This is a genomic window from Wenzhouxiangella psychrophila, assembly GCF_042310375.1.
In the GTDB taxonomy this organism is placed as follows: domain Bacteria; phylum Pseudomonadota; class Gammaproteobacteria; order Xanthomonadales; family Wenzhouxiangellaceae; genus Wenzhouxiangella.
In genome coordinates this window covers 210,890-232,078 of record NZ_JBHJMQ010000005.1, presented here as the reverse complement: position 1 = coordinate 232,078, position 21,189 = coordinate 210,890, and the positions used below count along the sequence as shown (strand labels likewise).

The following is a 21,189-nucleotide window of genomic DNA, read 5'->3' as shown; positions in this document are numbered from 1 at the left end:
GTTGCTACACCGTCAGAGCAACATCCAGGCAATCACGCCAAACGTGACCAGCACGGCGGCAGCTGCGATCGTATAGACCTTAAGTTGCGAATTATCGCCCGGTGGCTCCGGCATGGGCCGATCACCTGGCGGAATGGGTGCCTCAGTGGATTGCTTGAGCAGATCGAGCACCTCGTCGATCGTCTCCTCCTCGAAGCTGAACGGGTCAAACTCCTTGTGACCTCGGCGCTGGAGCCGGTCGCGCAGGGTGCGGTCGAGCGTAAGGTATTTCATGGCCCAGAGCTTGAAGCGGCGGCTCTCGACCGGACGCTTGCGAAGCAGCGTGACGTCGCGGTGACGCGGATCGTCGTGGAGCTTGTTGTAGAGCTTCTCGACGTGTTCGCGCTCGCCTTCCAGGCACTGGAAGAAGATGTCGTTGCCGAAGCACAGTACGCCGCCGATATTCCTGGGTTCGTTATTGCGGCGCGACTGGGTCAGGATGCGGCCCACCTCCGGCTCGACACCAAGGGACCCCTTGTTGCGGGCGACATTGGAACGGCTGGCGTAGACGAGCTCGATCAGTTCCGACATGGGCATCTCTCTGTCTCTGGTGATTTTCATCGGTTGCACAGCTTACGAACCAATGAGTCACCGGAATGTGAGTGAACCCGGATGACGGATTCAATCGGCCAGGTTGACGCCGCGTGCGGCCGCATCCAGCCAGGCGATGACGTTCCCGTCCTGCAAGAACTCGATCCGGTTCAAGTTGGGGTTGTGCCGCAGTGCCACTCCTGCCCCACCGTCCAGTTCCAGCGGCGTCCCGCCGGCCATGCGAATGGAATTGGTGCCCAAATCGAGGCCAACATCGAACTGGCCTCGCATCCAGAGCCCCCTACGACCGTGCGTGTGTCGATCGAACTCGATGCCGGTGTCGTAGTACCCGGCCCCCGGCTGCCCGGCCAGACGCAGGCCGGCCATCCAGCTGCCATCCATGCCCGGTTCCCACCAGTCGTGTTCCTCGGGAAGGGGGCCGGTTTGCACCTGCAGCCCGGCATTGCCCACATGGGCCTTGTTCTGGACATTGAGACCGATCAGGTAGGAGCGCTCGTCTCCGATATCGTAAGTCTCGATGCTGCTGCCAATAGCGGCGCCCGAGCCGTAGGCAAACACGTCGGCGTGATAAGCGGCGGACCAGCCCGAGCCGCGCTTGCGCAGGTTGACGATGCTGGCGACTCCATCGCCGCGATCATGGTTGGTATCGAGATTGACGAAGAAGGCCAGAGGATAGGACTTGGTCCCTGCCGGCACGTCGTTGTGCTGCTGCAAGCTCATCAGCGTGTGGGTGTAGCCGGTATCACCGGGGTTCGGTGCGTCGTTGTATCGACGATAGTCCAGCGGCGAATTGACCGGCATGAAATGTTCCGGGTCGGCGCTGCCGTCGGCCTGATCGTCGACAAACAGCGCCGCCTGCGGCTCGATCTCGACATGGGCCCACTGCGGGAAAGGGAAATCCGACACGGCCCAGGCCAGTCCCCCGGCAAACAGGAATGTCACGGCAAGTACCGGCCAGCCAAGCCTGCCGTGCAGACCCCGACTGCCCTGGCGGCGGATAAAACGATCGAGGTCGTGCCTGAGAATGCGCCGGCGGCGCCCGACGCCTACATCTGCCAACCGGCCGGCGACAATTTCGGCTTCGATATCGGCGGTTGAAACGCGAAGCAGCGCGGCCGCTTCATCCAGGGTCAGGACGGGAAGAATGTTCATGGCGCTTGACTCCGATTGCAGCTCGCAATGGGTCAAAGACTAGCACGCTCCCTTCCGTCATCCCGGCCTTGAGCCGGGGTCCCGCACGGCGAGCGGTTGCATAGGGATTCCGGATCGGGGCCGTGCCCCGTCCGGTGACTCCGACTGATCGCATTGCCGCGTGAAGGAGGTCCCGGCTCTCCGCTGCGCTTCGGCCGGTTTCGATCGGCCGCGTTGCCTCTCCGGGAAGGTCCCGGCCCTCCGCTTTGCTGCGGCCGGGACGTTAATTAGCTCGCGCAGCGAGCTAATTAACGCTTGACGAACTTGAGGGTGAAGCGATCGCTTTCGCCGATTTCGCGGTACTTTTCTTCGTCCTCGCCCTCGGGCACGCGCAGGCTCGGCGGGAGCGTCCAGACACCATTGGGATGATCAGCGGTGTCGTCCGGGTTGGCGTTGGTCTCGGAGGCTTCCTCGAGAACGAAGCCGGAGGATTCGGCGATTCCGACCACCCAGCTCTGCTTGACGTAGCCGGTGCCCGGATCCTGCTCACCGTCTTCGGGCAGGCGATGGCCGACCACGCCGAACACACCGCCGGGCTTGAGCACCTCGAAGGCGGCCCCGGCCACGTCGCGGAACGTGTCGTCTCCGGCGTAGCTGTGTACGTTGCGGAAAGTCAGCACCATGTCGGCCGAGCCGGGCTCGCCCAGATCCAGCATTTCTGGCGGGTCGAAGGCGATGATTTCCACCTCGCCGAAGCGCTCGGCAGAAATGCGCTCCTTGTAGGTCGCCATGCCCGGTTCGTAGTAGCCGGGGAGTTCTTCCTGCTCCATGTTCCAGTGGGCGGCCACGAGCTGCCCCTCCCCGGCCAGGTAGGGCCCGAGAATCTCGGTGTACCAGCCGCTGCCGGGCGAGATTTCCACCACCGTCATGTCCGGCTCGATACCGAAGAAGGTCAACGTCTCGTAGGGATTGCGGTACTGGTCCCGTTCGGCCTCGGCCGCCGGGCGATCATCGCTTTCAATGATGCTTTTGAGCTTTTCGTCGGCCAGGGCCGGCGCGACCAGCATCAGGGCCGAGATCGCAAGACCGCTTGTGCGCAGTGCTTTCATGGTGTCACTCCAGTTGTGCGGTGAGTTGGAACAATCGGTGCCCGCTGAGCAGGTACTTGCGTTCGAACGGGCTGATTGGATCGTCAGACCGGAAAGATACCACTTTCACGTCGACGACTCCGGCCAGCGCCAGCGCCCGGGCGAATTCGTCGACATACAGATCGAAGTTGCTGCGAAGCTCCAGCCGACCGCCCAGGGCAAGCAGCGTCGGAAACGCCGGATGACCGTGCCAGCGGCGCTTGAGATGCGCCGGCTTGGGCCAGGGGTTGGGATAGAGCAGGTAATGGTGGGCCGGCTCGAGGCCCGCTTCGGCCATCAATCGCCAGATATCGGCCAAGTCGGCTCGGACCAGGCGGGCATTGGCCGGCAATTCGGGTGCCTTCGACAACCGGACCATGCTCTTGTCGATGCCCACGACCAGGCAGTCGGGATGCCGTCGCGCCAGTGCGACAGTCGAGGCACCGGTGCCGCAACCCGAGTCCAGCACCATCGGGCGCCCGAAATCCATCGATTCAGCCAGTTCCGCAAAGGCACGGCGGCTGTAGTCGTGGACCGGCGATCGCCAGGCATGGCGCAGGTGACGCAGCACCGTTTCCTCGAGCCGCAGGTGCGGCCCGGTCTGCGAGGACTGCGGGATGCGCGATTGCGCCATGGGCGGCAGGGAAATGGTGGGCCGTGAAGGACTCGAACCTTCAACCAATAGGTTAAAAGCCTACTGCTCTACCATTGAGCTAACGGCCCGAAAATCAAGCCGCGTATGATACCCCCGCAGCGGCCGCCGCTCAACACTCTGATTCGGCCGATTCGTTGCGATAGACCTCGAAGGGTCGCTCGGCCTCCTGCATCACCGCCTCTCCCTCGTGTTCGATCGGAACTGCCAGCACGCGCACGCTGCATGCCTCGGGCATTTCCCCGCCCTCGACGCTCGAGCGATACGTCACCGATACGCGCACGCCCGCACCGACCGCCAGGCTGCGCTGTCCCGGCAGGCGAAACCCCTGCCCTTCCTGCAGCACCAGCACCAGTTGATCACCGCCGCCAAGCTGCGAGGCATCCACCAGCTGGACGCTTTCGACCTCGCCGACGACGCTTTCCTGGCCCAGAGCCGCTGTCATGGACAACATCAACGACAGCAGCAGGCCGACGATCCACCGTCCAGGCATGTTCAATCCTCATTATCTTGTGCCAAATCCAGTATGACATCGTGAATGCCGTCATCGTCGGCGGCTTCGATGCGAAACCCGAGATCGCGCGCCAGAGCGAGCATGCGGGTATTCTGCTGCAGCACTTGCCCGACCACTTCTTCGACGCCGGTCTCGCGACAATGGCGAATCAGGCGCGAGAGGAGTATGCGTCCAAGGCCGCGCCCCTTGATATTCGAACGTACGACAACGGCGAACTCGGCCCGGTGCCCCAGAGAATCCAGGGCAATGCGTGCGACGCCCAGGGTGCGCCCGTCGTCGTCGACGGCAATGAAGGCCATTTCGCGCTCATAGTCGATCTGTGTAAAACGGGCCAGCTGGGAGTGCTGTGGTTCCCGGATGACGCCGAAAAAGCGGAAGCGGACGTCCTCGGCTTCCAGGCTGTAGAAGAAATCGCGATGGGCCGGCTCGTCCTCGGGGCGGATGGGCCGAATCGTTATTTCGCCGTCGCCGAAGGGGACATTCTCGACCAGGTGCGTGGGATACGGCGCGATCGCCGGTCGCTTGCGCGGCCCTGCGCCGGCACTTCTCAGTTCGACGCGCGCATCCACGGCCACCACGCCCTCGTCGTCGGCCAACAGCGGGTTGATATCGATGGACTCGATCCCTTCGAGGTCGGTCATCAAACGCGCTGCACGTACCAGCACATCGCAGACCAGGTCGGCACGGGCCGCCGGGCGGTTGCGATAGCCGGCCAACAGCTTCGCCACCCGCGTTCGGTCCACCATCTGCCGTGCCAGGCTCATATTCAGTGGCGGCAGGCCCACAACGGTGTCGCCGACAACCTCTACCGCCGTGCCGCCGCTACCGAAGAGCATGACAGGGCCGAAAACCGGATCGGTACTGGCGCCGATAATCAACTCCACGCTGTCGGCACGGCGCACCATCTGCTGCACCGAAAACCCCTCCAGCTTCGCATGAGCGAGACGCTCGACGCGGCGGGCGATGCCCTCGGCGGCCTCTTGCACGGCCTGCTCGGATTCGAGGTCGAGCATCACGCCACCGACATCGGATTTGTGCGTAATGTCGGCCGAAATCACCTTCAGCGCCACCGGAAAACCGATCTCGGCGGCCAGGCGGGCGGCTTCTTCAGACGACTCCGCACGACGGGTTTCGACCGCGGGAATCCCGTAGGCTGAAAGCAGGCACTTGGCCTCCACCTCGCTCAGCCAGGTTCGGCGCTCGCGATAGGCACGCTCGAGGATCACCGAAACCGAGTCGGGATCCATGCGCGCCGATGTGGGCATCTCCGATGGAATCTCCATCAGCGCGACCTGGTTGGCGCGGTATTCCTGCAGAGCCAGGAAGGCGGCAATGGCATCGTCCGGCGACAGGAAACCGGGCAGGTCGGCGGCCGCGAATTCCTCGTAGGCTTCGCGCGCGGAAGCACCACCGAGCCAGCAGCCGAAGACGGGCTTCGACGCAGCGGCAGCGATCGGGGCCAGCTCCGCGGCAACGGCACGGCTTCCGGCCAGCGCCGTGGGCGCGTGCACGATCAGCACAGCATCGACTTCATCGGCCCCGACGAGAATCTCCAGCGCCTTCCCGTAGCGCTCGCCCGAGGCGTCGCCGATGATGTCGACCGGGTTGCCACGCGACCAGTTGCGCGGGAGAACGCCGTCGAGCTGCTCTACGGTGGCCTCCTCCAACTCGGCCAACGTTCCCCCCTTGAGCACGAGCTCGTCGGTTGCCAGGATGCCCGGCCCACCGCCGTTGGTGAGGATGGCCAGGCGATTGCCTTCTTGCGGCGGTACCCGGGCCAGGAATTCAGCAGCCCGGAACAGGTCGTCGATACCGTAGACACGCAGCGCGCCGGCTCGGCGAATGGCCGCGGCATACACTTCGTCGCGACCGGCCAGCGCCCCGGTGTGAGAGGCCGCCGCCCTCGCGCCCTCCGGCGCGCGGCCGGACTTGACCACCACCAGTGGTTTGTTTCTCGAGGCCGCGCGCGCGGCCGACATGAACTTCCGCCCGTCGCCCAGGGCTTCCATGTAGAGAAGAATCGAGCGCGTGTGCCCGTCCGAGCCGAGGTAGTCGATCACGTCGCCGACATCGACGTCCAGGCAGTTGCCCAGGGACACGAATGCGGAAAATCCGATGTCGCGCTCGGCCGCCCAGTCGAGCACCGTGGTCGCCAACGCACCGGACTGCGTGAGGAAAGCGATCCGTCCCGGCAAGGGCTTGCCCGGCGCAAAGCTGGCATTGAGGCCATGGCCCGGCACCATCAGGCCGACGCAGTTGGGGCCGAGAAAGCGCAGGCCGTGGCGACCGGCGTTTTCGAGCAATTCGCCCTTGAGGTCGCGGCCGCTGTCTTCACCGGCTTCGTCGAAGCCGGCGGTGACCACCACCGCCGCGCGCGTCCCGAGAACGCCCAGATCCTCGATGATGCCCGGCGCCGTCTCCGGTGGCGTGCAGATCACGCCAAGGTCGGGCACCTCGGGCAGGTCCTTCGCCTTGCGATAGACTTTGCGGCCGGCCACTTCGCGGTGGCGGAGATTGATCGGGAAGAGGCTGCCTTCGAAATCCCCGTCGACCAGGTTGTTAAACACCGCCCGGCCGACACTGCCCGGACGGTCCGAGGCGCCGAAAACCGCGATCGATCGCGGCTTGAACATCCGGTCGAGATGGCGAATGGACATTCCCGGCTCCCTGGCAGGAATTGGTGTCGCAGCGGCAGATTAGCACGCCGGTTGAAAAAGCCCTGATCAAGGCGGGTGTCTCAGCTGCGCTCCCCCAGACGGGCCTTGGCGGCCTCGTAGACGGCTTCGAGTTCATCATGGTCGAGATCGGCAAGATCGATCGCGCGGTCGCGCGCCATCTCTTCCATCGTCCGGAATCGGCGTTCGAACTTGTGGTTGCAGCGCCGCAAAGCAGCACCGGGGTCGACATCAAGTTTGCGCGCCAGGTTGGTGATGACAAACAGCAGGTCGCCGATTTCCTCCTCGATGTTGTCCACGTCCTCGTTCGCGAGCGCGGCCCGCAGTTCCTCGGCTTCTTCTCGCAGCTTGTCGAAAATGGGATCGGGATCGGGCCAGTCGAAGCCAACGCGGGCGGCACGTTTTTGCAGCTTCACCGCCCGGCGCAGGGCGGGCAGCCCGCGCGAGACACCGTCAAGCAGGCTCTCGTCGGCCTGACCCTTTTCGGCGCGCTCGGCGGCCTTGATGTCTTCCCAGTTGGCGGTCTGCTCTTCGACATTGTTGAAGGACGCATCGCCGAACACGTGCGGGTGGCGACGCACCAGTTTGTCGGAGATGGCCTCGACGACGTCGTCGAAGCCGAACAGCGATTGCTCCTCGGCCATGCGAGCGTGGAAGACCACCTGGAAGAGCAGGTCGCCGAGTTCATCGCGCAGATCCTCGAAATCCGCGCGCTCGATGGCGTCGGCCACTTCGTGAGCTTCTTCAACGGTGTAGGGCGCAATGGTGCGGAAGGTCTGCTCGACGTCCCAGGGGCAGCCGCGCTCGGGATCGCGCAACCGCGCCATGATATCGGTCAGCCGGTCGATAGCGTTTCGGTCGGTCATCGTGGCGGAAGGATAACCCGAAACCGCGCGCCGTCGAATTCACCCGTGTCGACCTCGAGACGGCCACCGCTCGCCTCGACCAGCTCGCGCACGATCGAAAGCCCCAGGCCCTGACCGTCGCGTCGTTCATCGCCGCGCTGGCCGCGCTCGAACAGTCGATCGAGCTCCTCGGGCGCGATTCCGGGGCCGTCGTCCTCGATCTCGATGATCACACCATTGCGTCGCAGTCCGGGTTCGCCGGCCCGGACGGACGCCCTCAGGCGGCCGTTCCCGTATTTCGCGGCATTCTCCATCAAGTTGCCGCAGACTTCCCACAGGTCGCGCTCGTCCATGTGGGCGACCAGCCCGGCCTCGCCGACGACCTCCGCGCGCAGGCCGTTTTCGACGTGCAGCCGCTCGAGCGAGTCGGCCATGCGCTCGAGGATCGGTTGCACCGGCACCGCTGCCGGCAGGGCGCGACGCGTGGAGCGTTGCGCCCGCTCGAGCTGACGACGGATGATCTGCTGCATCTCATCGAGATGGCGGGCCAGGTCGGACGGCCGGGACGGTTCGCTGGATTCGAGCCGGGCGCGCAATACCGCCACCGGCGTCTTGAGCACATGCGCCAGATCGGCCAGCGCCTCGGAGTAACGACGGGCGTTGTCGCGCTCGGCCGCCAGCAGGGCATTGAGGTTGTCGGTCAGCGGGCTCAGCTCGCGCGGATAGCGTCCCTCGATCCCCTGGCGCCGACCCGACTCGATCTCCGCCACCTCGGCCGAGACACGCCGCAACGGCCTGAGAATCATCAGCAGCAGTCCGACCTGGCCGGCGATGATCAGGACCGCCGCCAGGCCCAGCCAGCGCCACAGGTCACCGCGAAAACCGGCCAGCTCCATCCGAATACGATTGGGATCCTCAGCCGCCCAAATGGTCAGGTCAATGATCTCCCCGTCCGGGAGCTCCCAGCCCAGGCCGATGGCGAACACGTTCCAGTTGCCGTCGGCTTCCAGGCCGCGGAACAACTCGGTGCCGCGCTCGATCAGTCGCGCATTGGGTTGCGGCTCGACACCGACCAGCGAGGGCGAGCGCCACTCGTCCTCGGGTGTCATCGCACCGCCGTGCAGGCTCGATCCGGGCCGGTTGAGGCGCGGCTCGGCAAGCGATTCGGGGATCAAGGGCTGGCCGGTCTCATCGACTTCGACGGTCGACAGGATCAGGTAAACCACCGCTTCGAGGCGTTCACGCATGCTGGACTCGGCAGCGTTCGTGAACACCCGGTCGATGGCGCCGCCCACGACGGCCAGGGCGATCAGTAGGGCCAGCCCGGCGCCGACGAGCAGGCGAAGCAGCAGGGAGGGCGAGCGGGCCGCGCGTTCAGCCACGCCGGCGGCTCAGTCGTCAGCCTGGCGAAAGCGGTAGCCACGCCCGCGCAGGGTCTCGATGGGCTGCCACTCACCCTCCGGATCGAGCTTCTTGCGCAGCCGACCGATGATCACCTCGATGACGTTGCTGTCGGGGTCGGCATCCTCGTCGTAGAGATGCTCGTTGAGCTCCATCTTCGAAACCACCTGGCCTGGATGCAGCATGAAGTATTCGAGCACCTTGTACTCGAAGGTGGTCAGCTCCATCGCCCCGTCATGCAGGCTGACTTGCTGGCTGGAAAGGTTAACGGCCAGGGGACCGATGCGGACTTCCGGCGCGGCGTGACCCGCCGAACGCCTCAGCAGGGCGTTGACCCGCGCCATCAACTCTTCGATGCGGAACGGCTTGGTCACGTAGTCGTCGGCGCCGGACTCGAGTGCTTCGACCTTGTCCTGCCAATCCGAGCGGGCGGTCAGGATCAGGACGGGATACTTGAGTTCGCGCTCGCGCACATGCCGGACGATATCCATGCCGCTCTTCCCCGGCAAGCCCAGGTCGACGATGGCCAGATCGATTGGATACTCGCTGGCCAGATGCAATCCCTCGGTGCCGTCGGCGGCAAGATCCACGGCGTGTCCCTGCCGCTTGAGCGCGCGGCCGAGCAGCTCGCGCAATTCGGTTTCATCCTCGACTACGAGTATGCGCATCTAGTGTCCCTCTGCCGGCACCCGCACCGTGCGCACCACGCCGTCTTCGGTGACGATGCGAATCACGTGGATGCGCCGGCCGTCGCGCTCGACCGTGTGCGCCGAGACCACCTTGGCGTCGTATTCCTGCGCCACGCGCCGCGCCGCTTCCTCGAGCGTGACCGCCCAGGCCGAGACGACCAGCGCGGCAGTCAGTGTGATCGCGATCAGGAGTTGGCGGAGCATTCGGCGCATGGTGGTATTTCGGTCAATGACGGTCCGATTCTAGCGCGGGGGGATTAATCGGTGCTGAACCCCGGATCCGGGTCCGGGTTCCGGGTTCCGGGTTCCGGGTTCCGGGTTCCGGGTTCCGGCAATTGTTTCCTGAAACCTGTAACCTGAAACCTGAAACCGTCAATAGATCTCTGCCACACAGCAGCGCAGGCTGCCGCCGGCCTTCTCGATCTCGTCGAGCTCGATGCCGTGCACGGTGAAACCCCATTCTTCCAGCTTCTTCAATTTCTCCGGCGCCAGGGCGTCGACGGCGGTCTGGCTCATGAACAGGTCTTCAAGGCTCAGGGCGATCACGTTGCCGGCGAAGGCTTCCTTCTCCTCGGTCGTGATCTCGAGCACATGGCCGGGAAAGGCCTCGGCGATGGCTTTCGGTACCTCGGGGTCAACGAAGGCGTCGGGACAGATGATGAGCGCGCGCGAGGCGAGCACGGCCATGACGACATTGGTGTGGTACTCGTGCTCGTTGAGCTCGAACTGGAAGGTCAGGCCCAGATCGAATGCCCCGTTCATGGCTTCGCAGCCGGCCTCGTCGGCGCGCTGGGTCAGGCCGCAGAAGCCGATACGCCGCGCACGGTCGAGTACCAGGGCGCCGGTCAGCTCGGCCACAAGGTCCTGACCCGACAGATCGATCGTCTCGTAGTGCATCAGGTCGCTAAAGAACGTACAGATGTCGGCGCGATCGGCCTCGCACTGACGTTCCGGGTGCAGCATGGCGCCGATGATGAAGCGTCCCGGTGCCGTGGCAAAGACGTTGTTGGGAAACACGTCGTCGGGCGTTTCCGGCTTGCCGGGAAAGCGCACCAGCGGAATACCGCAGGCTGCGATCCGCTCGCTGAGCTGACGATGCTGATCCAGGGCGCGTTCGGGGTCGACCTCGACTTCGAGATCCATGTACTCGTTGTCTCTTGCCGTCTGCTCGGACAATCGAAAACCGCTGGGCTCGACCAGAAACACCGCGCGCGGCACGGCCGGGCCGTCGGCGATGAGCCAGCCGCCCTCGATCTGTTTTCTGAATTCTGCCGGGGTACGAACGATCACCTGGAAAACTCCGCTGGGCCTTGAGAGGCTGCACAATATGCGGCCCCGATGGCGATGGGTCAAGGCGTTCGACTCAACCCGCCACAGCGCACTTGCCGGCCGGGGCATTCATCGCCTCGAGAAGCAGTTGGGCCGGGGCACCGTCGAGATGCATTTTCTGGCTCAGGTGGCGACGCCAGTGCCGGGCGCCGGGCTGGCCGTGGAACAGGCCGAGCATGTGCCGCGCGACGTGGTTGAGACGGCCGCCCGCCTCGATATGCCGGCCGGCGTAATCAACCATGGCCTCGACCACGGCCTGGCGGGAGTGCGCCGCGGGCCAGCCCAGTTCGCGACTGAGTTCGGCCAGAATCCACGGATTCTGGTAAGCGGCTCGGCCGAGCATGACGCCGTCGACGTGCTCGAGATGCTCGAGTGCATCGGCAATTTCGGTAATGCCGCCGTTGATCATGATGTTCAATTCGGGATTGCGCGCCTTGAGCGCATGCACGCGTTCGTGGACCAGCGGCGGAATCTCGCGATTCTCTTTCGGGCTCAATCCCGAAAGCCAGGCCTTGCGCGCGTGCACGATCACCGTGTCGATGCCGCTTGCAACGACTGTGTCGACAAAATCGAACAGGAATCCCTCGTCTTCGTACTCATCGACGCCGATGCGCGTTTTGACCGTCACCGGGATATCGACGGCTTCGCGCATGGCCGCGAGGCAGTCGCGTACCAGGCCGGGCTCCTTCATCAGGCAGGCGCCGAAACGGCCCTTCTGGACCCGATCGGAAGGACAGCCGACGTTGAGATTGATCTCGTCGTAACCGAACCCGGCACCAATGTGCGCCGCCCGGGACAGTTCGTCCGGGTCGCTGCCGCCCAGCTGCAGTGCCACAGGATGCTCGGCCGGGTCGAAACCCAGCAGCCGCTCGCGGTCGCCGTGAATGACTGCTCCGGTCGTGACCATCTCCGTATACAGCAAGGCCCGCGGCGCCAGCAGACGGTGGAAGTACCGGCAGTGACGGTCGGTCCAGTCCATCATCGGGGCAACGCTGAGGGTGTCCGGGTGCAACATCGGGCGAGATCATTCAGGAGGCTTGAATCCAGGCGCCATTGTAACGGCTCGGCGCTGGCCAGCTTGCCGTCGGTCGACCCCGTGTGGCATATTCCAGTTCATCTACAGCGGCAAAACAGCGCCTCGCGGCTGTTTTGAGTGGGGGAACAATATGCCGTCCAGTCAGGATTCCGAGCCGGGCTCCGCCGAGCGACAGCAACCTTCGCTCGAGTGGCCTGTGGGCCTGGCCAGGCGCAGCATCGAAATGACAGTGATGAACTACTGCGGGTTCACGACCGTGGTGGTTGTCACCGGCTTTGCTTTCTATCGCTATTTCACCGGAGACACGGCCGGCGCGCTGATCAACGCCGTCATCGTGGTGATGCTGACCTCGATCCTCCTGCTCGGGCAGGTCGCCCGATTCCGGCAAACGGCCCTGGTCCTGTTCGGCATCGTCATCAGTCTGTCATGCCTTCTCAGCGCCATGCTGGTCAGCTCCAACGGCCTGCTCTGGACCTACCTGGTGCTATGGATCAACTTTCTGGTACTGCCGCGCAATCTCGCAATCGCCTGCAACCTGGTTATCACCGTCGCGCTGAGCGCCAGCGTTTATCTTTTTGATTCGCTGCTCCACCAGATCAGCTGGCTGACCGTTGCGGTACTCATCTCGGGATTCGGGCTGGTTTTTACCAACCAGCTTCGCGAGCAGCGCCGATTGCTCTCCGAACTGGCCACGCTCGACCCGCTGACCGGCGCCGGCAACCGCCGGCTGATGCAGCACGAACTGGAAAAGGCGGTGGCCGAACGCCGCCGCAGCCGGCGACCCGCAACGCTGATGGTGCTCGACCTGGATCACTTCAAGCGCATCAACGACACGCACGGCCACGAAGCCGGCGACAAGGTGCTCTCGCAGTTTGTCGAAGTCCTGCGCGATGAACTTCGCACAGAAGACGGTCTCTATCGTCTGGGTGGAGAAGAATTCGTGGTGCTGTTGCGCGACATGGATGCCGGGACCGCAAAGTCCAATCTCGACGACCTGCATCGGCGCCTGAGCGGCAAGATTGAAGGACCCGACGCCCCCCTGCACTTCTCTGCCGGGGCGGCCGTCATCAATGACGGCGAAAACTGGTCAAAGTGGCTGGCACGCGCCGATCACGCCCTTTACGAAGCCAAGCGCGCCGGGCGTGACCGCCTGGTCATCGCCTGACCGCGCTAGCGCCGATCGATACCGCCTTCGGTCGCAACCAGCACGACGTCAGCGCCGCGCCGGGCGAACAGGCCGCAGGTGACCACCCCCGGAATCTGGTTGATCTCGGTCTCGACCTTGACCGGGTCCACGAGGTCGAGGTTGCGCACATCAAGGATCAGGTTGCCGTTGTCGGTGGTGAAATCCTCGCGCAGTTCGGGCCGGCCGCCCAGGCCGACGAGCTTGCGCGAGACCATCGCGCGCGCCATGGGAATCACTTCGACCGGCAACGGGAACTCGCCCAGCACCTTGACGCACTTGGAAGCATCGACGATGCAGACGAACTTGCGGCTGGCCGCCGCGATGATCTTCTCGCGCGTCAGCGCTCCGCCGCCGCCCTTGATCAGGCGACGATGTTCGTCGACCTCGTCGGCCCCGTCGACGTAAAGCTCGAGGTCACCGGTGTGATTGAGGTCGACTACGCGCACGCCAATGGCCTTCAGGCGCTCGGTGGTCGCTTCCGACGAGGACACGGCCGCATCAAGCCGCTTTCCGGAGGCGGCCAGCTCGTCGATGAAGGCGTTGACCGTGCTACCCGTGCCGACCCCGAGCGTCATGCCGTCCTCGACATATTCCAGGGCGGCGCGGGCAACCTCGATCTTGAGTCGTTGCTGGCTCATAGCTTTTCCATTCCCATGATGTAGTCCCAGTGGGCCTTGTCGACGGGCATGACCGACAGCCGGTTGCCCTTGCGTATCAGCGGCAGCCCTTCAAGGGCCTCGCCATGTTCCTTGACCTCGCGTAGCGGTATCGTGCGCTTCATGCGCCGCTTGAACCTGACGTCGACCAGCATCCAGCGCGGGTCGTCGGGATCGCTTTTCGGATCGTGATACTTCGAGTCCGGATCGAACTGGGTGGGATCCGGATAGGCTTTGCTCGCCACTTCGGCGATGCCGACGATGCCGGGCTCCTTACAGTTCGAGTGATAGAAGAAAATCTTGTCGCCGGTCTTCATGTCGTCACGCATGAAGTTGCGCGCCTGGTAATTGCGCACCCCGTCCCAGGGTTCGGTGCCGACACGCTCGAGATCATCGATACCGAAAACGTCGGGCTCGGATTTCATCAGCCAATATTGCATAGGTTTCAGGATTCAGATTTTCGAACTCACTGCTTAGTCTACGTCATGACAGTCAGGACAACGGTGCGGTACCCCCCTCACGACCTTCACGCATTCTCTGTCCCGTTGGAAGGCAGGGGATCGCGAAGCCGGCGCCGCACCGGCAGAGTCAGAACCACCGCAAGCCCTTTTCGGTGATGATGCCGTCCAAGGGCACGTCCCATTCATCTGTCGGCAGGGTTTCGACCTCCTGGACACTGTAGGCAACACCGATCAAACGCGGCAGTTGACCGATACGCTCCCGGCAGAAGGCGAAGGCGCGGTCGTAAAACCCGGCGCCCATGCCCAGCCGGCCACCGTCCGGCGCGAAACCCACCAGCGGTACGAACACCAGCGTGAGCGCCTTCGGTTCGAGGTTGTCGCCATCGATCGGCTCGGGGATGCCGAATCGATTCGCTGCCATCCGGGCGTCGGGCTGCCAGCGGCAGAAATGCATGCGCCGGTCGCGCACCACCGGCAGGCATGTCTCGTGGCCCGTCTGGTGCAACTTTTCCAGCGCAGGCATCAGGTCCGGTTCCCCGGCGTGGGCCACGAATCCCGCAATGCGTTGACTCCGCGTTTGCTCGCACATCTGTACGACTTGTTGACGAATTGCGGCGTCACTCGACGCTCGGCGCGATTGAGGAAGGCTTCGGCGCCGCTCGATGAGCTGCTTGCGCAAGTCGTTCTTGCTGTTGTTGGATCCGCGGAATTCGGAGGCCATGCGGGAGGCTCTGGGCGGCGAGACTAAGGGAGTGGCGCTCTCCACATGTGCCGCTGCAGGTCGGTGACCTTGAACCAGAGGTTCAGGTGGGTTGGCTCTTCCAGCCTTCAGGCAATTCGCCTAAAGCGGACTGCACACCAGCTGAAAAGTCGCCATCCCGAGGTCGATAAGTAGGGACAAGGCATATTACGTTCCTGCTGGCGAACACCGCAGAGAGCGCCTGCCTCCAGTCTAGTCCTGCTCCAGTGCCCGATCAAGCCGATCGGCCAAATCGCGCACCCGGGCATCGACCTGATCACCCCGATCGTGCGCCTGCTGGCGCAGTTTGAGCACCTCCTCGGCCAGGTTGAGCGCGGCCATGACGGCGATCTTGTCCATCGAGGAAACCTTGCCGGAATCACGGATCTCGCGCATTTGCTGATCGAGAAACAGAGCCGACTCCATCAAGGTGCGGCGTTGCTCGGGCGTGCACATCACGCGATATTCGCGGTCGACGATGCGCACCGTCACCGGTTCGGGAGACTGACTCATGGGCTTACCCCGCGTTTTCCAGCGCCCTGAGACGCTCGATCATGGCCTCGACCCGGGTCCGGGCCTCCTCGTTGCGCTGCACCAGGGTGGCACGCTCGGCCACCAGGGATTCCTGGCGGGCAAGCAGCGAGCTGTTCTCGTCCTCCAAGCGCTCCAGGCGCTCGAACAATTCCTTCAGGCGCTGCTCCAGCCGGTCGATACTGCGGACGGTGCGCTCCAGCGATTCCATGATCGGGTCCCCGTTTCGAAATCTTTCAAGGGCTTAATCATAGAACCTGTCAAGCCGCTTCACAACTCTTCGATTGCAGCCACCCCCGAGTGATAAACTCGATATCCTCACTTTCAGCACCTGAATTCATGACGACCGAACAGGAATCCAAGCTGGCCTGGCTCCTCGCCGTGGCCGCCGACAGCGCGCCCGAAACCGTCGCCGAGACCCACGCCGTGGTCACCGGACTGCTTTGCGGAAAGCCCGACCAGGACGAAAGCGAACTCGCCACCCACCTGGCCGCCCTGCAAGTGGGTGACTGGACGTCCGAACGCATTCTCGATCAGCTCGGCCCGGCCCTGAGCCAGCTCCGCAAGGAACTGGCTTCCGAGAACATGGACTTCCAGCTGCTCCTGCCCACCGAGGACCGGCCGCTGGAAGAGCGCACGCGCTGCCTGGCGCACTGGTGCTCGGGGTTCCTGACGGGCTTCGGCGCCGCCTCTCCCACCATCCGGTCCGAAGAGGCCAGCGATGCACTGCACATGGTCGAACAGATCGCGCGCGCGGCCACTGACCCGGAATCCGACCAGGAGGCGGAGGAAGGCGCCTTCACCGAGCTGGTCGAGTTCGTGCGCGTGGCCATCCTGATGCTGCGCGAGGAATGCCGGGCCGGCGCCACGAAACACTGAACCCCTTACCGGCCATGATCAAAAGCGAGGAATTCACCCGCCGCCGTCGGCGGCTGATGGAAGAGGCCGGCAACGAGGCCCTGATCGTGCTGGCCGCCGCCCCCGAGCGACTGCGCAACGGCGACGCCTTCTATCCCTACCGCCAGGACAGTGACTTTCTCTACCTGACCGGCCTGGACGAACCCGAGGCCGTACTGGTGCTGCGCCCCGGGCGCGAATCCGGCGAGCAGATCCTGTTCCTGCGCGAGCGCGATCCCGATCGCGAACGCTGGGATGGGCCGCGCCTGGGCCTGGACGGCGCAATCGAGGCGCTGGGAATGGACGACGCCTTCCCGATTGGCGACCTCGACGAGATCCTGCCTGCGATGATGGAAGGCTGCGATCGCATCTACCACCTCGTCGGCAAGGACGCGCAACTCGACCAGCGCATCATCGGCTGGCGCAACCGCCTGCGCGCCGAGCAGCGCGGCAGCCACGGCCCCGGTGAGATTGTCGCCCTCGAACCACTGCTGCACGAGCAGCGCCTGATCAAGTCGCGCGACGAAATCCGCTGCATGCGCCGGGCCGCAAAGATATCGGCCACTGCGGTCACCCGGGCCATGCAAGCCTGTCGGCCGGGCATGAATGAAACCGAGATCATGGCCGAACTGTTCTACGAGTACACCCGCAACGGCTGCCCTTCCGCCTACCTGCCGATCGTTGCCAGCGGTGCGAATGCCTGCGTGCTGCACTACATCCGCAACGACCAGCCGCTGCCCGACGACGGCCTGCTACTGATCGACGCCGGCTGCGAATTCGCCGGCTATGCCGCCGATATATCGCGTACCTTTCCCGTCAACGGGCAGTTTTCGGGACCGCAACGGGACCTCTATGACGTCGTACTGGCCGCCCAGCACGCCGCAATCGACCGGGTCCGGCCGGGCGAGCCCTTCGAGGCCTTCCACGAAGCCGCCGTGGCGACACTCACGCGCGGCCTGATCGACCTGGGCCTGCTCGACGGCAGCCTGGACGAAAACCTTGAAGCGGGCCACTACCGGCGCTTCTACATGCACAAGACCGGCCACTGGCTGGGGCTGGACGTGCACGATGTGGGTGACTACCGCATCGACGAACAGTCGCGGCTCCTAGAGAAAAATATGGTGACTACGGTCGAGCCCGGACTCTACATCGACGGCGGTGACGACATCCCCAATCATTTCCACAATATCGGCATCCGCATCGAGGACGACATTCGCGTCACCGACGACGAGCCCGAGAACCTGACTTCGGCCGTGCCCACCGGCCCGGAGGATATCAAGGCGCTCATGCGGTCATGAACGAATTCGACGTCATCATCGTCGGCAGCGGCCTGGCCGGCTCGGCCCTGTCGATCGGCCTGGCCCGGGCCGGAAAACGCGTTGCCCTGGTCGAGGCCTTCGAGCCGAAGGCCGACTCGCGGCCGAGCTTCGACGATCGCACCCTGGTGGTCAACGCCGCCTCGCTCAATATCCTTTCGAACCTCGGCATCCTCGACGATCGCCTCACAACCTGTGAACTCAGGCGCATCGAGATCAGCCGTGCCGGCGCTCCCGGCCACCTGTCGCTCCAGGCCGCGGAACACGGATGCGAACGCTTCGGCGCCGTCATCGTCGCACGCGAGCTGGGGGCGGCCATGTTGCGCCGGCTCGAGGCGGTCGAACGCGTCGATTCATTCTGCCCCGAGCGTCTGGCGGCCATCGACGCCTCTAACGAACGCGCCGAGATCGAACTGGAAAGCGGCAAGCGGCTATGCGCCCCGCTGCTCGTCGGCTCGGACGGCACGAACTCCACCGTCCGCCGCCTGGCCGGCATCGAAAGTACGCGCCACGACTACGGGCAGTCGGCCATGATCTTCAACGCCCGCTGCCCGGGCCGGACAGCCGACACCGCCTGGGAGCGTTTCACCCCGGTGGGCCCGCTGGCCTTTCTGCCGCAACCCGAAGATCGCCTGGGCGTGGTCTGGATCGATACCAGCGAACGAATCGAGTCGGCCCTGGCCCTGGACAACCAAGCGCTGATCGATAAGCTCGAGGCGCGTAGCGGCCGGGCACCCGCTGGCTTCGCCTCCCCCGGCAAGCGCGCGAGCTACCCGCTGGCGCTCACGCACACACCGCGCCCGCTGGGACGACGCGTGGCCCTGGTCGGCAACGCCGCCAACACCATCCACCCCGTCTCGGCCCAGGGCTTCAACCTTGGCCTGCGCGATGTCGCCGCACTGGTCGATCATGCCGGCCAGGCCGACGACCCCGGTCACGAGGACGTTCTGTCTGCCTGGTTCGCCGACCGGCGGGCCGACCAGGCTGCAACCGTGCGCTATACCGACACCCTGGCGCGCGCTTTCTCGAATCCTTCCTCGGTCATGCGACTGGGGACCGGCCTGGGGCTGTTCGCACACGCCGCCGTCCCGGCGCTTTCAAGGCGCCTGGTTCGCGCCGCCATGGGCTTTCGTGAACCGGTCAGCTCCCTGGCCGCGGAGAATCATCGATGAGGGTCGATCACGACATCGTCATCGCCGGCGGCGGGGTGGCCGGCGCCGCGGCCGCGGCCCTGCTGGCGCAGGGCGGCCATCGCATCGCCCTGATCGACCGGCGCCGCCCCGAAGACCCCGATCCGACCGCCGATTTCGACCCACGCGTCGTCGCTATCGCCCCCGGCTCGGCCGCCGTGCTGAGCGGCGCAGGCGCCTGGGAACGACTGCCGGCGGAGCGCCTCGGCCCCTATGACCGCATGCAGGTGCATGCCGACGGCGGCGAGATCGAATTCCGGGCTTCCGAGCACGGCCTGGCCCATCTCGGCTGGATCGTGGAGGTGCCCTGGCTGCAAGCTTGTGGCTGGCAAGCGCTGGCCGAAGTGGAAAACGTCGAGTTGATCGCGCCGGCCGGCGTGAAGGGCTTCAGCCAGCGCGAAGACCATGTACGCATCGAACTCGACGACGGCAAGACCCTGCGCGCGCGCTTGCTGGTGGCCGCCGACGGCGCGCGCAGTCGACTTCGCCAGATGGCCGGCATCGAGACCGAGATATGGCACTACAACCAACAGGCCCTGGTTACGCACGTCACTACCGAGCGACCCAACACCGGCATCGCGTGGCAGCGCTTCACCGAGCACGGACCGCTGGCCCTGCTGCCGCTGGCCGACGGCCGCTCATCAATCGTGTGGTCGCAGCCCGAGCGGCGCGCGACCGAGCTGAAGGCTCTTGACGAGACAGCGTTTCTGGCCGAGCTCAACGACTACCAGGATAGCCCCTTCGGCGCAGCCACCGCGTCGACGCAGCGCTATGCCTTTCCGTTGATCCGCCGCCAGGCGACATCCCTGGTTCGCGGCCGACTCATTCTGCTCGGCGATGCCGCGCGCAACGTCCACCCCCTGGCCGGCCAGGGCCTCAACCTGGGCCTGATGGACGCTGCCGCCCTCGCCGAGGTACTGGCCGAGTGGACCGGCGACAACGACCCGGCACGCCCGCTCAGGCATTATGAGCGCTGGCGCATCAGCGGCGGCAGCATGGTCGCCGGCGGCATCCATGCCATCAATGAATTCACCCGTGCCGGACCGGGCCGCGCTCTGGCCGGGCTGGGCTTCACGGCCGCCGGCCTGCTCTGGCCCCTGCGCGAGGCTTTCGTCGAGCACGCCTGTGGCCTCGACCGCGACAGCCCCAAACTGGCCCGCAGCGCCCGATGACTCGATGAATACGCCCTCGCCCCTCAAGGCCGCACTGCTGGTACTCGCCGGCGCCATCATGCTCAGCTTCGCCGCCATCTTCGCGCGGCTGACCGGCATGCCGCCGACCACTTCGGGCTTCTACCGCATGGTCTTCGGCTGTCTCGCCTTCGCCGCCCTGCTCGCCCTGCGTCCGGAAATGCGCGTCGGCTGGCGCGACAACTGGCTCGGCTCCCTGCTGATTGGCGCCTTCTTCGCCGCCGACATCTGGTTCTGGCACCGCGCCATCGACTACATCGGCCCGGGCCTGTCGACCCTGCTGGCCAACTTCCAGGTCTTTCTGCTGACCGCCATCGGCGTAATCTGGCTGCGTGAGCGGGTCGGTTGGCGATTTGCATCGGGCCTGGGACTGGCCATGGGTGGCCTGTGGCTGCTGTTCGGCCGCGACTGGGCCAACCTGCCGCCGGACTATCGCATGGGCGTCATCCTGGGTCTGCTGACTGCCCTGGCTTATGCGCTCTACCTGTTGAGCCTGAGGGGCTTCCAGATCCGCCACGGCCATATCCGGCCCGAGGCCCGGCTGCTGCAGTCAACCTTTTTCTGCGCGTTGATCCTGGGGGCGGCCAACCTGCTCGAGGGCAACAGCTTCGATATCCCCACCTGGCAGGCGCTTGCTGCGCTGATCGGCCTGGGCCTGGTCTGCCAGGTACTCGGATGGCTGTCGATCACCCGTGGCATGCCCTTCCTGCCGGCCGGCATCGTCGGCCTGCTGCTGCTCATCCAGCCGGCCTCCTCGGTGCTGTGGGACTACCTCATCTTCGGCCTCCGCCTGGACACCTGGCAGCTGACCGGCATCGCCCTGGCCCTGGTCGGCATCTACCTCGGCCTGCGTTCTGCTTCCAGGCGGAAACTTAGTTAGAGAGCATCGTACCCACCGCTTTTGGACTCTCGCCCACAACCGTCGGTCAACGACCACCGGCTAAAGCCAGATCGATAGGCCATGCGGCCAATTGCTCCAGGACATCAATGTCCAAGTACCAAGCACCAATTTCCAAACAAATCTCAATGACCG

Annotated in this window: 23 protein-coding genes, 1 tRNA gene and 1 other RNA gene; 6 read left to right on the top strand and 19 right to left on the bottom strand. The window is 64.8% G+C overall.

What is annotated here, in order from left to right; translation table 11 throughout:
* Window positions 1-12: 12 nt before the first annotated feature.
* The 13 genes from ACDC66_RS08855 to dusA all read right to left on the bottom strand — a co-directional run bounded on the left by ACDC66_RS08855 (window position 13) and on the right by dusA (window position 11,969).
* Entirely contained in the window at window positions 13-570 is a 558-nt protein-coding gene (locus ACDC66_RS08855) for a BLUF domain-containing protein (RefSeq protein WP_376696345.1), read from the bottom strand.
* A 90-nt stretch (window positions 571-660) separates the two neighbouring features.
* Window positions 661-1,743, bottom strand: a complete 1,083-nt coding sequence (locus tag ACDC66_RS08850) for a helix-turn-helix domain-containing protein (protein ID WP_376696344.1) — start codon at window positions 1,741-1,743, stop codon at window positions 661-663.
* A gap of 287 nt (window positions 1,744-2,030) precedes the next feature.
* Window positions 2,031-2,831 carry a class I SAM-dependent methyltransferase gene (locus ACDC66_RS08845; protein WP_376696343.1) on the bottom strand — a complete coding sequence of 267 codons (801 nt, stop codon included), beginning with the start codon at window positions 2,829-2,831 and terminating at the stop codon, window positions 2,031-2,033.
* 4 nt (window positions 2,832-2,835) lie between these two features.
* Window positions 2,836-3,531, bottom strand: a complete 696-nt coding sequence (trmB, locus tag ACDC66_RS08840; protein ID WP_376696342.1) for a tRNA (guanine(46)-N(7))-methyltransferase TrmB — start codon at window positions 3,529-3,531, stop codon at window positions 2,836-2,838.
* A tRNA-Lys gene (locus ACDC66_RS08835) sits at window positions 3,498-3,572 on the bottom strand. Before ACDC66_RS08835 ends, trmB begins: the two co-directional genes overlap by 34 nt.
* Window positions 3,573-3,613: 41 nt before the next feature.
* Entirely contained in the window at window positions 3,614-3,994 is a 381-nt protein-coding gene (locus ACDC66_RS08830) for a hypothetical protein (RefSeq protein WP_376696341.1), read from the bottom strand.
* Window positions 3,995-3,996: 2 nt separating this feature from the next.
* On the bottom strand, window positions 3,997-6,672 hold the full coding sequence (locus ACDC66_RS08825; protein ID WP_376696340.1) for a bifunctional acetate--CoA ligase family protein/GNAT family N-acetyltransferase: 2,676 nt from the start codon (window positions 6,670-6,672) through the stop codon (window positions 3,997-3,999).
* A gap of 80 nt (window positions 6,673-6,752) precedes the next feature.
* Window positions 6,753-7,556, bottom strand: coding sequence for a nucleoside triphosphate pyrophosphohydrolase (mazG, locus tag ACDC66_RS08820; RefSeq protein WP_376696339.1), 804 nt, complete (start codon window positions 7,554-7,556; stop codon window positions 6,753-6,755).
* Window positions 7,553-8,917, bottom strand: coding sequence for an ATP-binding protein (locus tag ACDC66_RS08815; RefSeq protein ID WP_376696338.1), 1,365 nt, complete (start codon window positions 8,915-8,917; stop codon window positions 7,553-7,555). The genes mazG and ACDC66_RS08815 overlap by 4 nt, the downstream gene beginning before the upstream one ends.
* 9 nt (window positions 8,918-8,926) lie before the next feature.
* Window positions 8,927-9,604: a response regulator transcription factor gene (locus tag ACDC66_RS08810; RefSeq protein ID WP_376696337.1), complete on the bottom strand. Its 678-nt coding sequence runs from the start codon at window positions 9,602-9,604 to the stop codon at window positions 8,927-8,929.
* A complete protein-coding gene (locus ACDC66_RS08805) occupies window positions 9,605-9,838 on the bottom strand; it encodes a PepSY domain-containing protein (RefSeq protein WP_376696336.1) in 234 nt (77 codons plus the stop codon).
* Between the two features lie 159 nt (window positions 9,839-9,997).
* Window positions 9,998-10,915, bottom strand: a complete 918-nt coding sequence (locus ACDC66_RS08800; protein ID WP_376696335.1) for an arginine deiminase-related protein — start codon at window positions 10,913-10,915, stop codon at window positions 9,998-10,000.
* 73 nt (window positions 10,916-10,988) lie between these two features.
* Window positions 10,989-11,969, bottom strand: a complete 981-nt coding sequence (gene dusA, locus ACDC66_RS08795; protein ID WP_376696334.1) for a tRNA dihydrouridine(20/20a) synthase DusA — start codon at window positions 11,967-11,969, stop codon at window positions 10,989-10,991.
* 151 nt (window positions 11,970-12,120) lie between these two features.
* Here dusA and ACDC66_RS08790 point away from each other — a divergent pair, with 151 nt between their 5' ends.
* Window positions 12,121-13,155 (top strand): GGDEF domain-containing protein, encoded by a 1,035-nt coding sequence (locus ACDC66_RS08790; protein WP_376696333.1) that lies wholly within the window; start codon window positions 12,121-12,123, stop codon window positions 13,153-13,155.
* A gap of 5 nt (window positions 13,156-13,160) precedes the next feature.
* On the opposite strand, the gene rpiA is transcribed toward ACDC66_RS08790, so the two are convergent.
* The 6 genes from rpiA to ACDC66_RS08760 all read right to left on the bottom strand — a co-directional run bounded on the left by rpiA (window position 13,161) and on the right by ACDC66_RS08760 (window position 15,774).
* Entirely contained in the window at window positions 13,161-13,814 is a 654-nt protein-coding gene (rpiA, locus tag ACDC66_RS08785; RefSeq protein ID WP_376696332.1) for a ribose-5-phosphate isomerase RpiA, read from the bottom strand.
* The gene (locus ACDC66_RS08780; protein WP_376696331.1) at window positions 13,811-14,272 is read right to left on the bottom strand and encodes an EVE domain-containing protein; all 462 of its coding nucleotides are present in this window, start codon (window positions 14,270-14,272) and stop codon (window positions 13,811-13,813) included. The genes rpiA and ACDC66_RS08780 overlap by 4 nt, the downstream gene beginning before the upstream one ends.
* Before the next feature lie 148 nt (window positions 14,273-14,420).
* Window positions 14,421-15,014 carry a 5-formyltetrahydrofolate cyclo-ligase gene (locus ACDC66_RS08775; protein ID WP_376696330.1) on the bottom strand — a complete coding sequence of 198 codons (594 nt, stop codon included), beginning with the start codon at window positions 15,012-15,014 and terminating at the stop codon, window positions 14,421-14,423.
* 34 nt (window positions 15,015-15,048) lie between these two features.
* A non-coding RNA gene (gene ssrS / locus ACDC66_RS08770) (6S RNA) lies at window positions 15,049-15,233 on the bottom strand.
* A 12-nt stretch (window positions 15,234-15,245) separates the two neighbouring features.
* The gene (locus ACDC66_RS08765) at window positions 15,246-15,545 is read right to left on the bottom strand and encodes a cell division protein ZapA (protein WP_376696329.1); all 300 of its coding nucleotides are present in this window, start codon (window positions 15,543-15,545) and stop codon (window positions 15,246-15,248) included.
* A 4-nt stretch (window positions 15,546-15,549) separates the two neighbouring features.
* The gene (locus tag ACDC66_RS08760; RefSeq protein WP_376696328.1) at window positions 15,550-15,774 is read right to left on the bottom strand and encodes a TIGR02449 family protein; all 225 of its coding nucleotides are present in this window, start codon (window positions 15,772-15,774) and stop codon (window positions 15,550-15,552) included.
* Window positions 15,775-15,902: 128 nt separating this feature from the next.
* Here ACDC66_RS08760 and ACDC66_RS08755 point away from each other — a divergent pair, with 128 nt between their 5' ends.
* From ACDC66_RS08755 to ACDC66_RS08735, 5 genes are read left to right on the top strand one after another with little or no spacing between them, the layout of a single operon-like run.
* Complete coding sequence (locus ACDC66_RS08755; RefSeq protein WP_376696327.1) at window positions 15,903-16,442, top strand: UPF0149 family protein; 540 nt, start codon at window positions 15,903-15,905, stop codon at window positions 16,440-16,442.
* A gap of 14 nt (window positions 16,443-16,456) precedes the next feature.
* Window positions 16,457-17,758: an aminopeptidase P N-terminal domain-containing protein gene (locus ACDC66_RS08750; protein ID WP_376696326.1), complete on the top strand. Its 1,302-nt coding sequence runs from the start codon at window positions 16,457-16,459 to the stop codon at window positions 17,756-17,758.
* Complete coding sequence (locus tag ACDC66_RS08745; protein WP_376696325.1) at window positions 17,755-18,948, top strand: FAD-dependent monooxygenase; 1,194 nt, start codon at window positions 17,755-17,757, stop codon at window positions 18,946-18,948. Before ACDC66_RS08750 ends, ACDC66_RS08745 begins: the two co-directional genes overlap by 4 nt.
* Window positions 18,945-20,138, top strand: a complete 1,194-nt coding sequence (locus ACDC66_RS08740) for an FAD-dependent monooxygenase (protein ID WP_376696324.1) — start codon at window positions 18,945-18,947, stop codon at window positions 20,136-20,138. The genes ACDC66_RS08745 and ACDC66_RS08740 overlap by 4 nt, the downstream gene beginning before the upstream one ends.
* Window positions 20,139-20,142: 4 nt before the next feature.
* A complete protein-coding gene (locus ACDC66_RS08735; RefSeq protein ID WP_376696323.1) occupies window positions 20,143-21,036 on the top strand; it encodes a DMT family transporter in 894 nt (297 codons plus the stop codon).
* Window positions 21,037-21,189 lie beyond the last annotated feature (153 nt).

Bases quoted from the DNA above. Each gene is read 5' to 3' on its own strand.
- ACDC66_RS08855 (WP_376696345.1), bottom strand. From the start codon at position 570: ATGTCGGAACTGATCGAGCTCGTCTACGCCAGCCGTTCCAATGTCGCC.
- ACDC66_RS08850 (WP_376696344.1), bottom strand. From the start codon at position 1,743: ATGAACATTCTTCCCGTCCTGACCCTGGATGAAGCGGCCGCGCTGCTT.
- ACDC66_RS08845 (WP_376696343.1), bottom strand. From the start codon at position 2,831: ATGAAAGCACTGCGCACAAGCGGTCTTGCGATCTCGGCCCTGATGCTG.
- ACDC66_RS08830 (WP_376696341.1), bottom strand. From the start codon at position 3,994: ATGCCTGGACGGTGGATCGTCGGCCTGCTGCTGTCGTTGATGTTGTCC.
- ACDC66_RS08825 (WP_376696340.1), bottom strand. From the start codon at position 6,672: ATGTCCATTCGCCATCTCGACCGGATGTTCAAGCCGCGATCGATCGCG.
- mazG (WP_376696339.1), bottom strand. From the start codon at position 7,556: ATGACCGACCGAAACGCTATCGACCGGCTGACCGATATCATGGCGCGG.
- ACDC66_RS08810 (WP_376696337.1), bottom strand. From the start codon at position 9,604: ATGCGCATACTCGTAGTCGAGGATGAAACCGAATTGCGCGAGCTGCTC.
- ACDC66_RS08805 (WP_376696336.1), bottom strand. From the start codon at position 9,838: ATGCGCCGAATGCTCCGCCAACTCCTGATCGCGATCACACTGACTGCC.
- dusA (WP_376696334.1), bottom strand. From the start codon at position 11,969: ATGTTGCACCCGGACACCCTCAGCGTTGCCCCGATGATGGACTGGACC.
- ACDC66_RS08790 (WP_376696333.1), top strand. From the start codon at position 12,121: ATGCCGTCCAGTCAGGATTCCGAGCCGGGCTCCGCCGAGCGACAGCAA.
- rpiA (WP_376696332.1), bottom strand. From the start codon at position 13,814: ATGAGCCAGCAACGACTCAAGATCGAGGTTGCCCGCGCCGCCCTGGAA.
- ACDC66_RS08780 (WP_376696331.1), bottom strand. From the start codon at position 14,272: ATGCAATATTGGCTGATGAAATCCGAGCCCGACGTTTTCGGTATCGAT.
- ACDC66_RS08775 (WP_376696330.1), bottom strand. From the start codon at position 15,014: ATGGCCTCCGAATTCCGCGGATCCAACAACAGCAAGAACGACTTGCGC.
- ACDC66_RS08765 (WP_376696329.1), bottom strand. From the start codon at position 15,545: ATGAGTCAGTCTCCCGAACCGGTGACGGTGCGCATCGTCGACCGCGAA.
- ACDC66_RS08760 (WP_376696328.1), bottom strand. From the start codon at position 15,774: ATGGAATCGCTGGAGCGCACCGTCCGCAGTATCGACCGGCTGGAGCAG.
- ACDC66_RS08755 (WP_376696327.1), top strand. From the start codon at position 15,903: ATGACGACCGAACAGGAATCCAAGCTGGCCTGGCTCCTCGCCGTGGCC.
- ACDC66_RS08750 (WP_376696326.1), top strand. From the start codon at position 16,457: ATGATCAAAAGCGAGGAATTCACCCGCCGCCGTCGGCGGCTGATGGAA.
- ACDC66_RS08745 (WP_376696325.1), top strand. From the start codon at position 17,755: ATGAACGAATTCGACGTCATCATCGTCGGCAGCGGCCTGGCCGGCTCG.
- ACDC66_RS08740 (WP_376696324.1), top strand. From the start codon at position 18,945: ATGAGGGTCGATCACGACATCGTCATCGCCGGCGGCGGGGTGGCCGGC.
- ACDC66_RS08735 (WP_376696323.1), top strand. From the start codon at position 20,143: ATGAATACGCCCTCGCCCCTCAAGGCCGCACTGCTGGTACTCGCCGGC.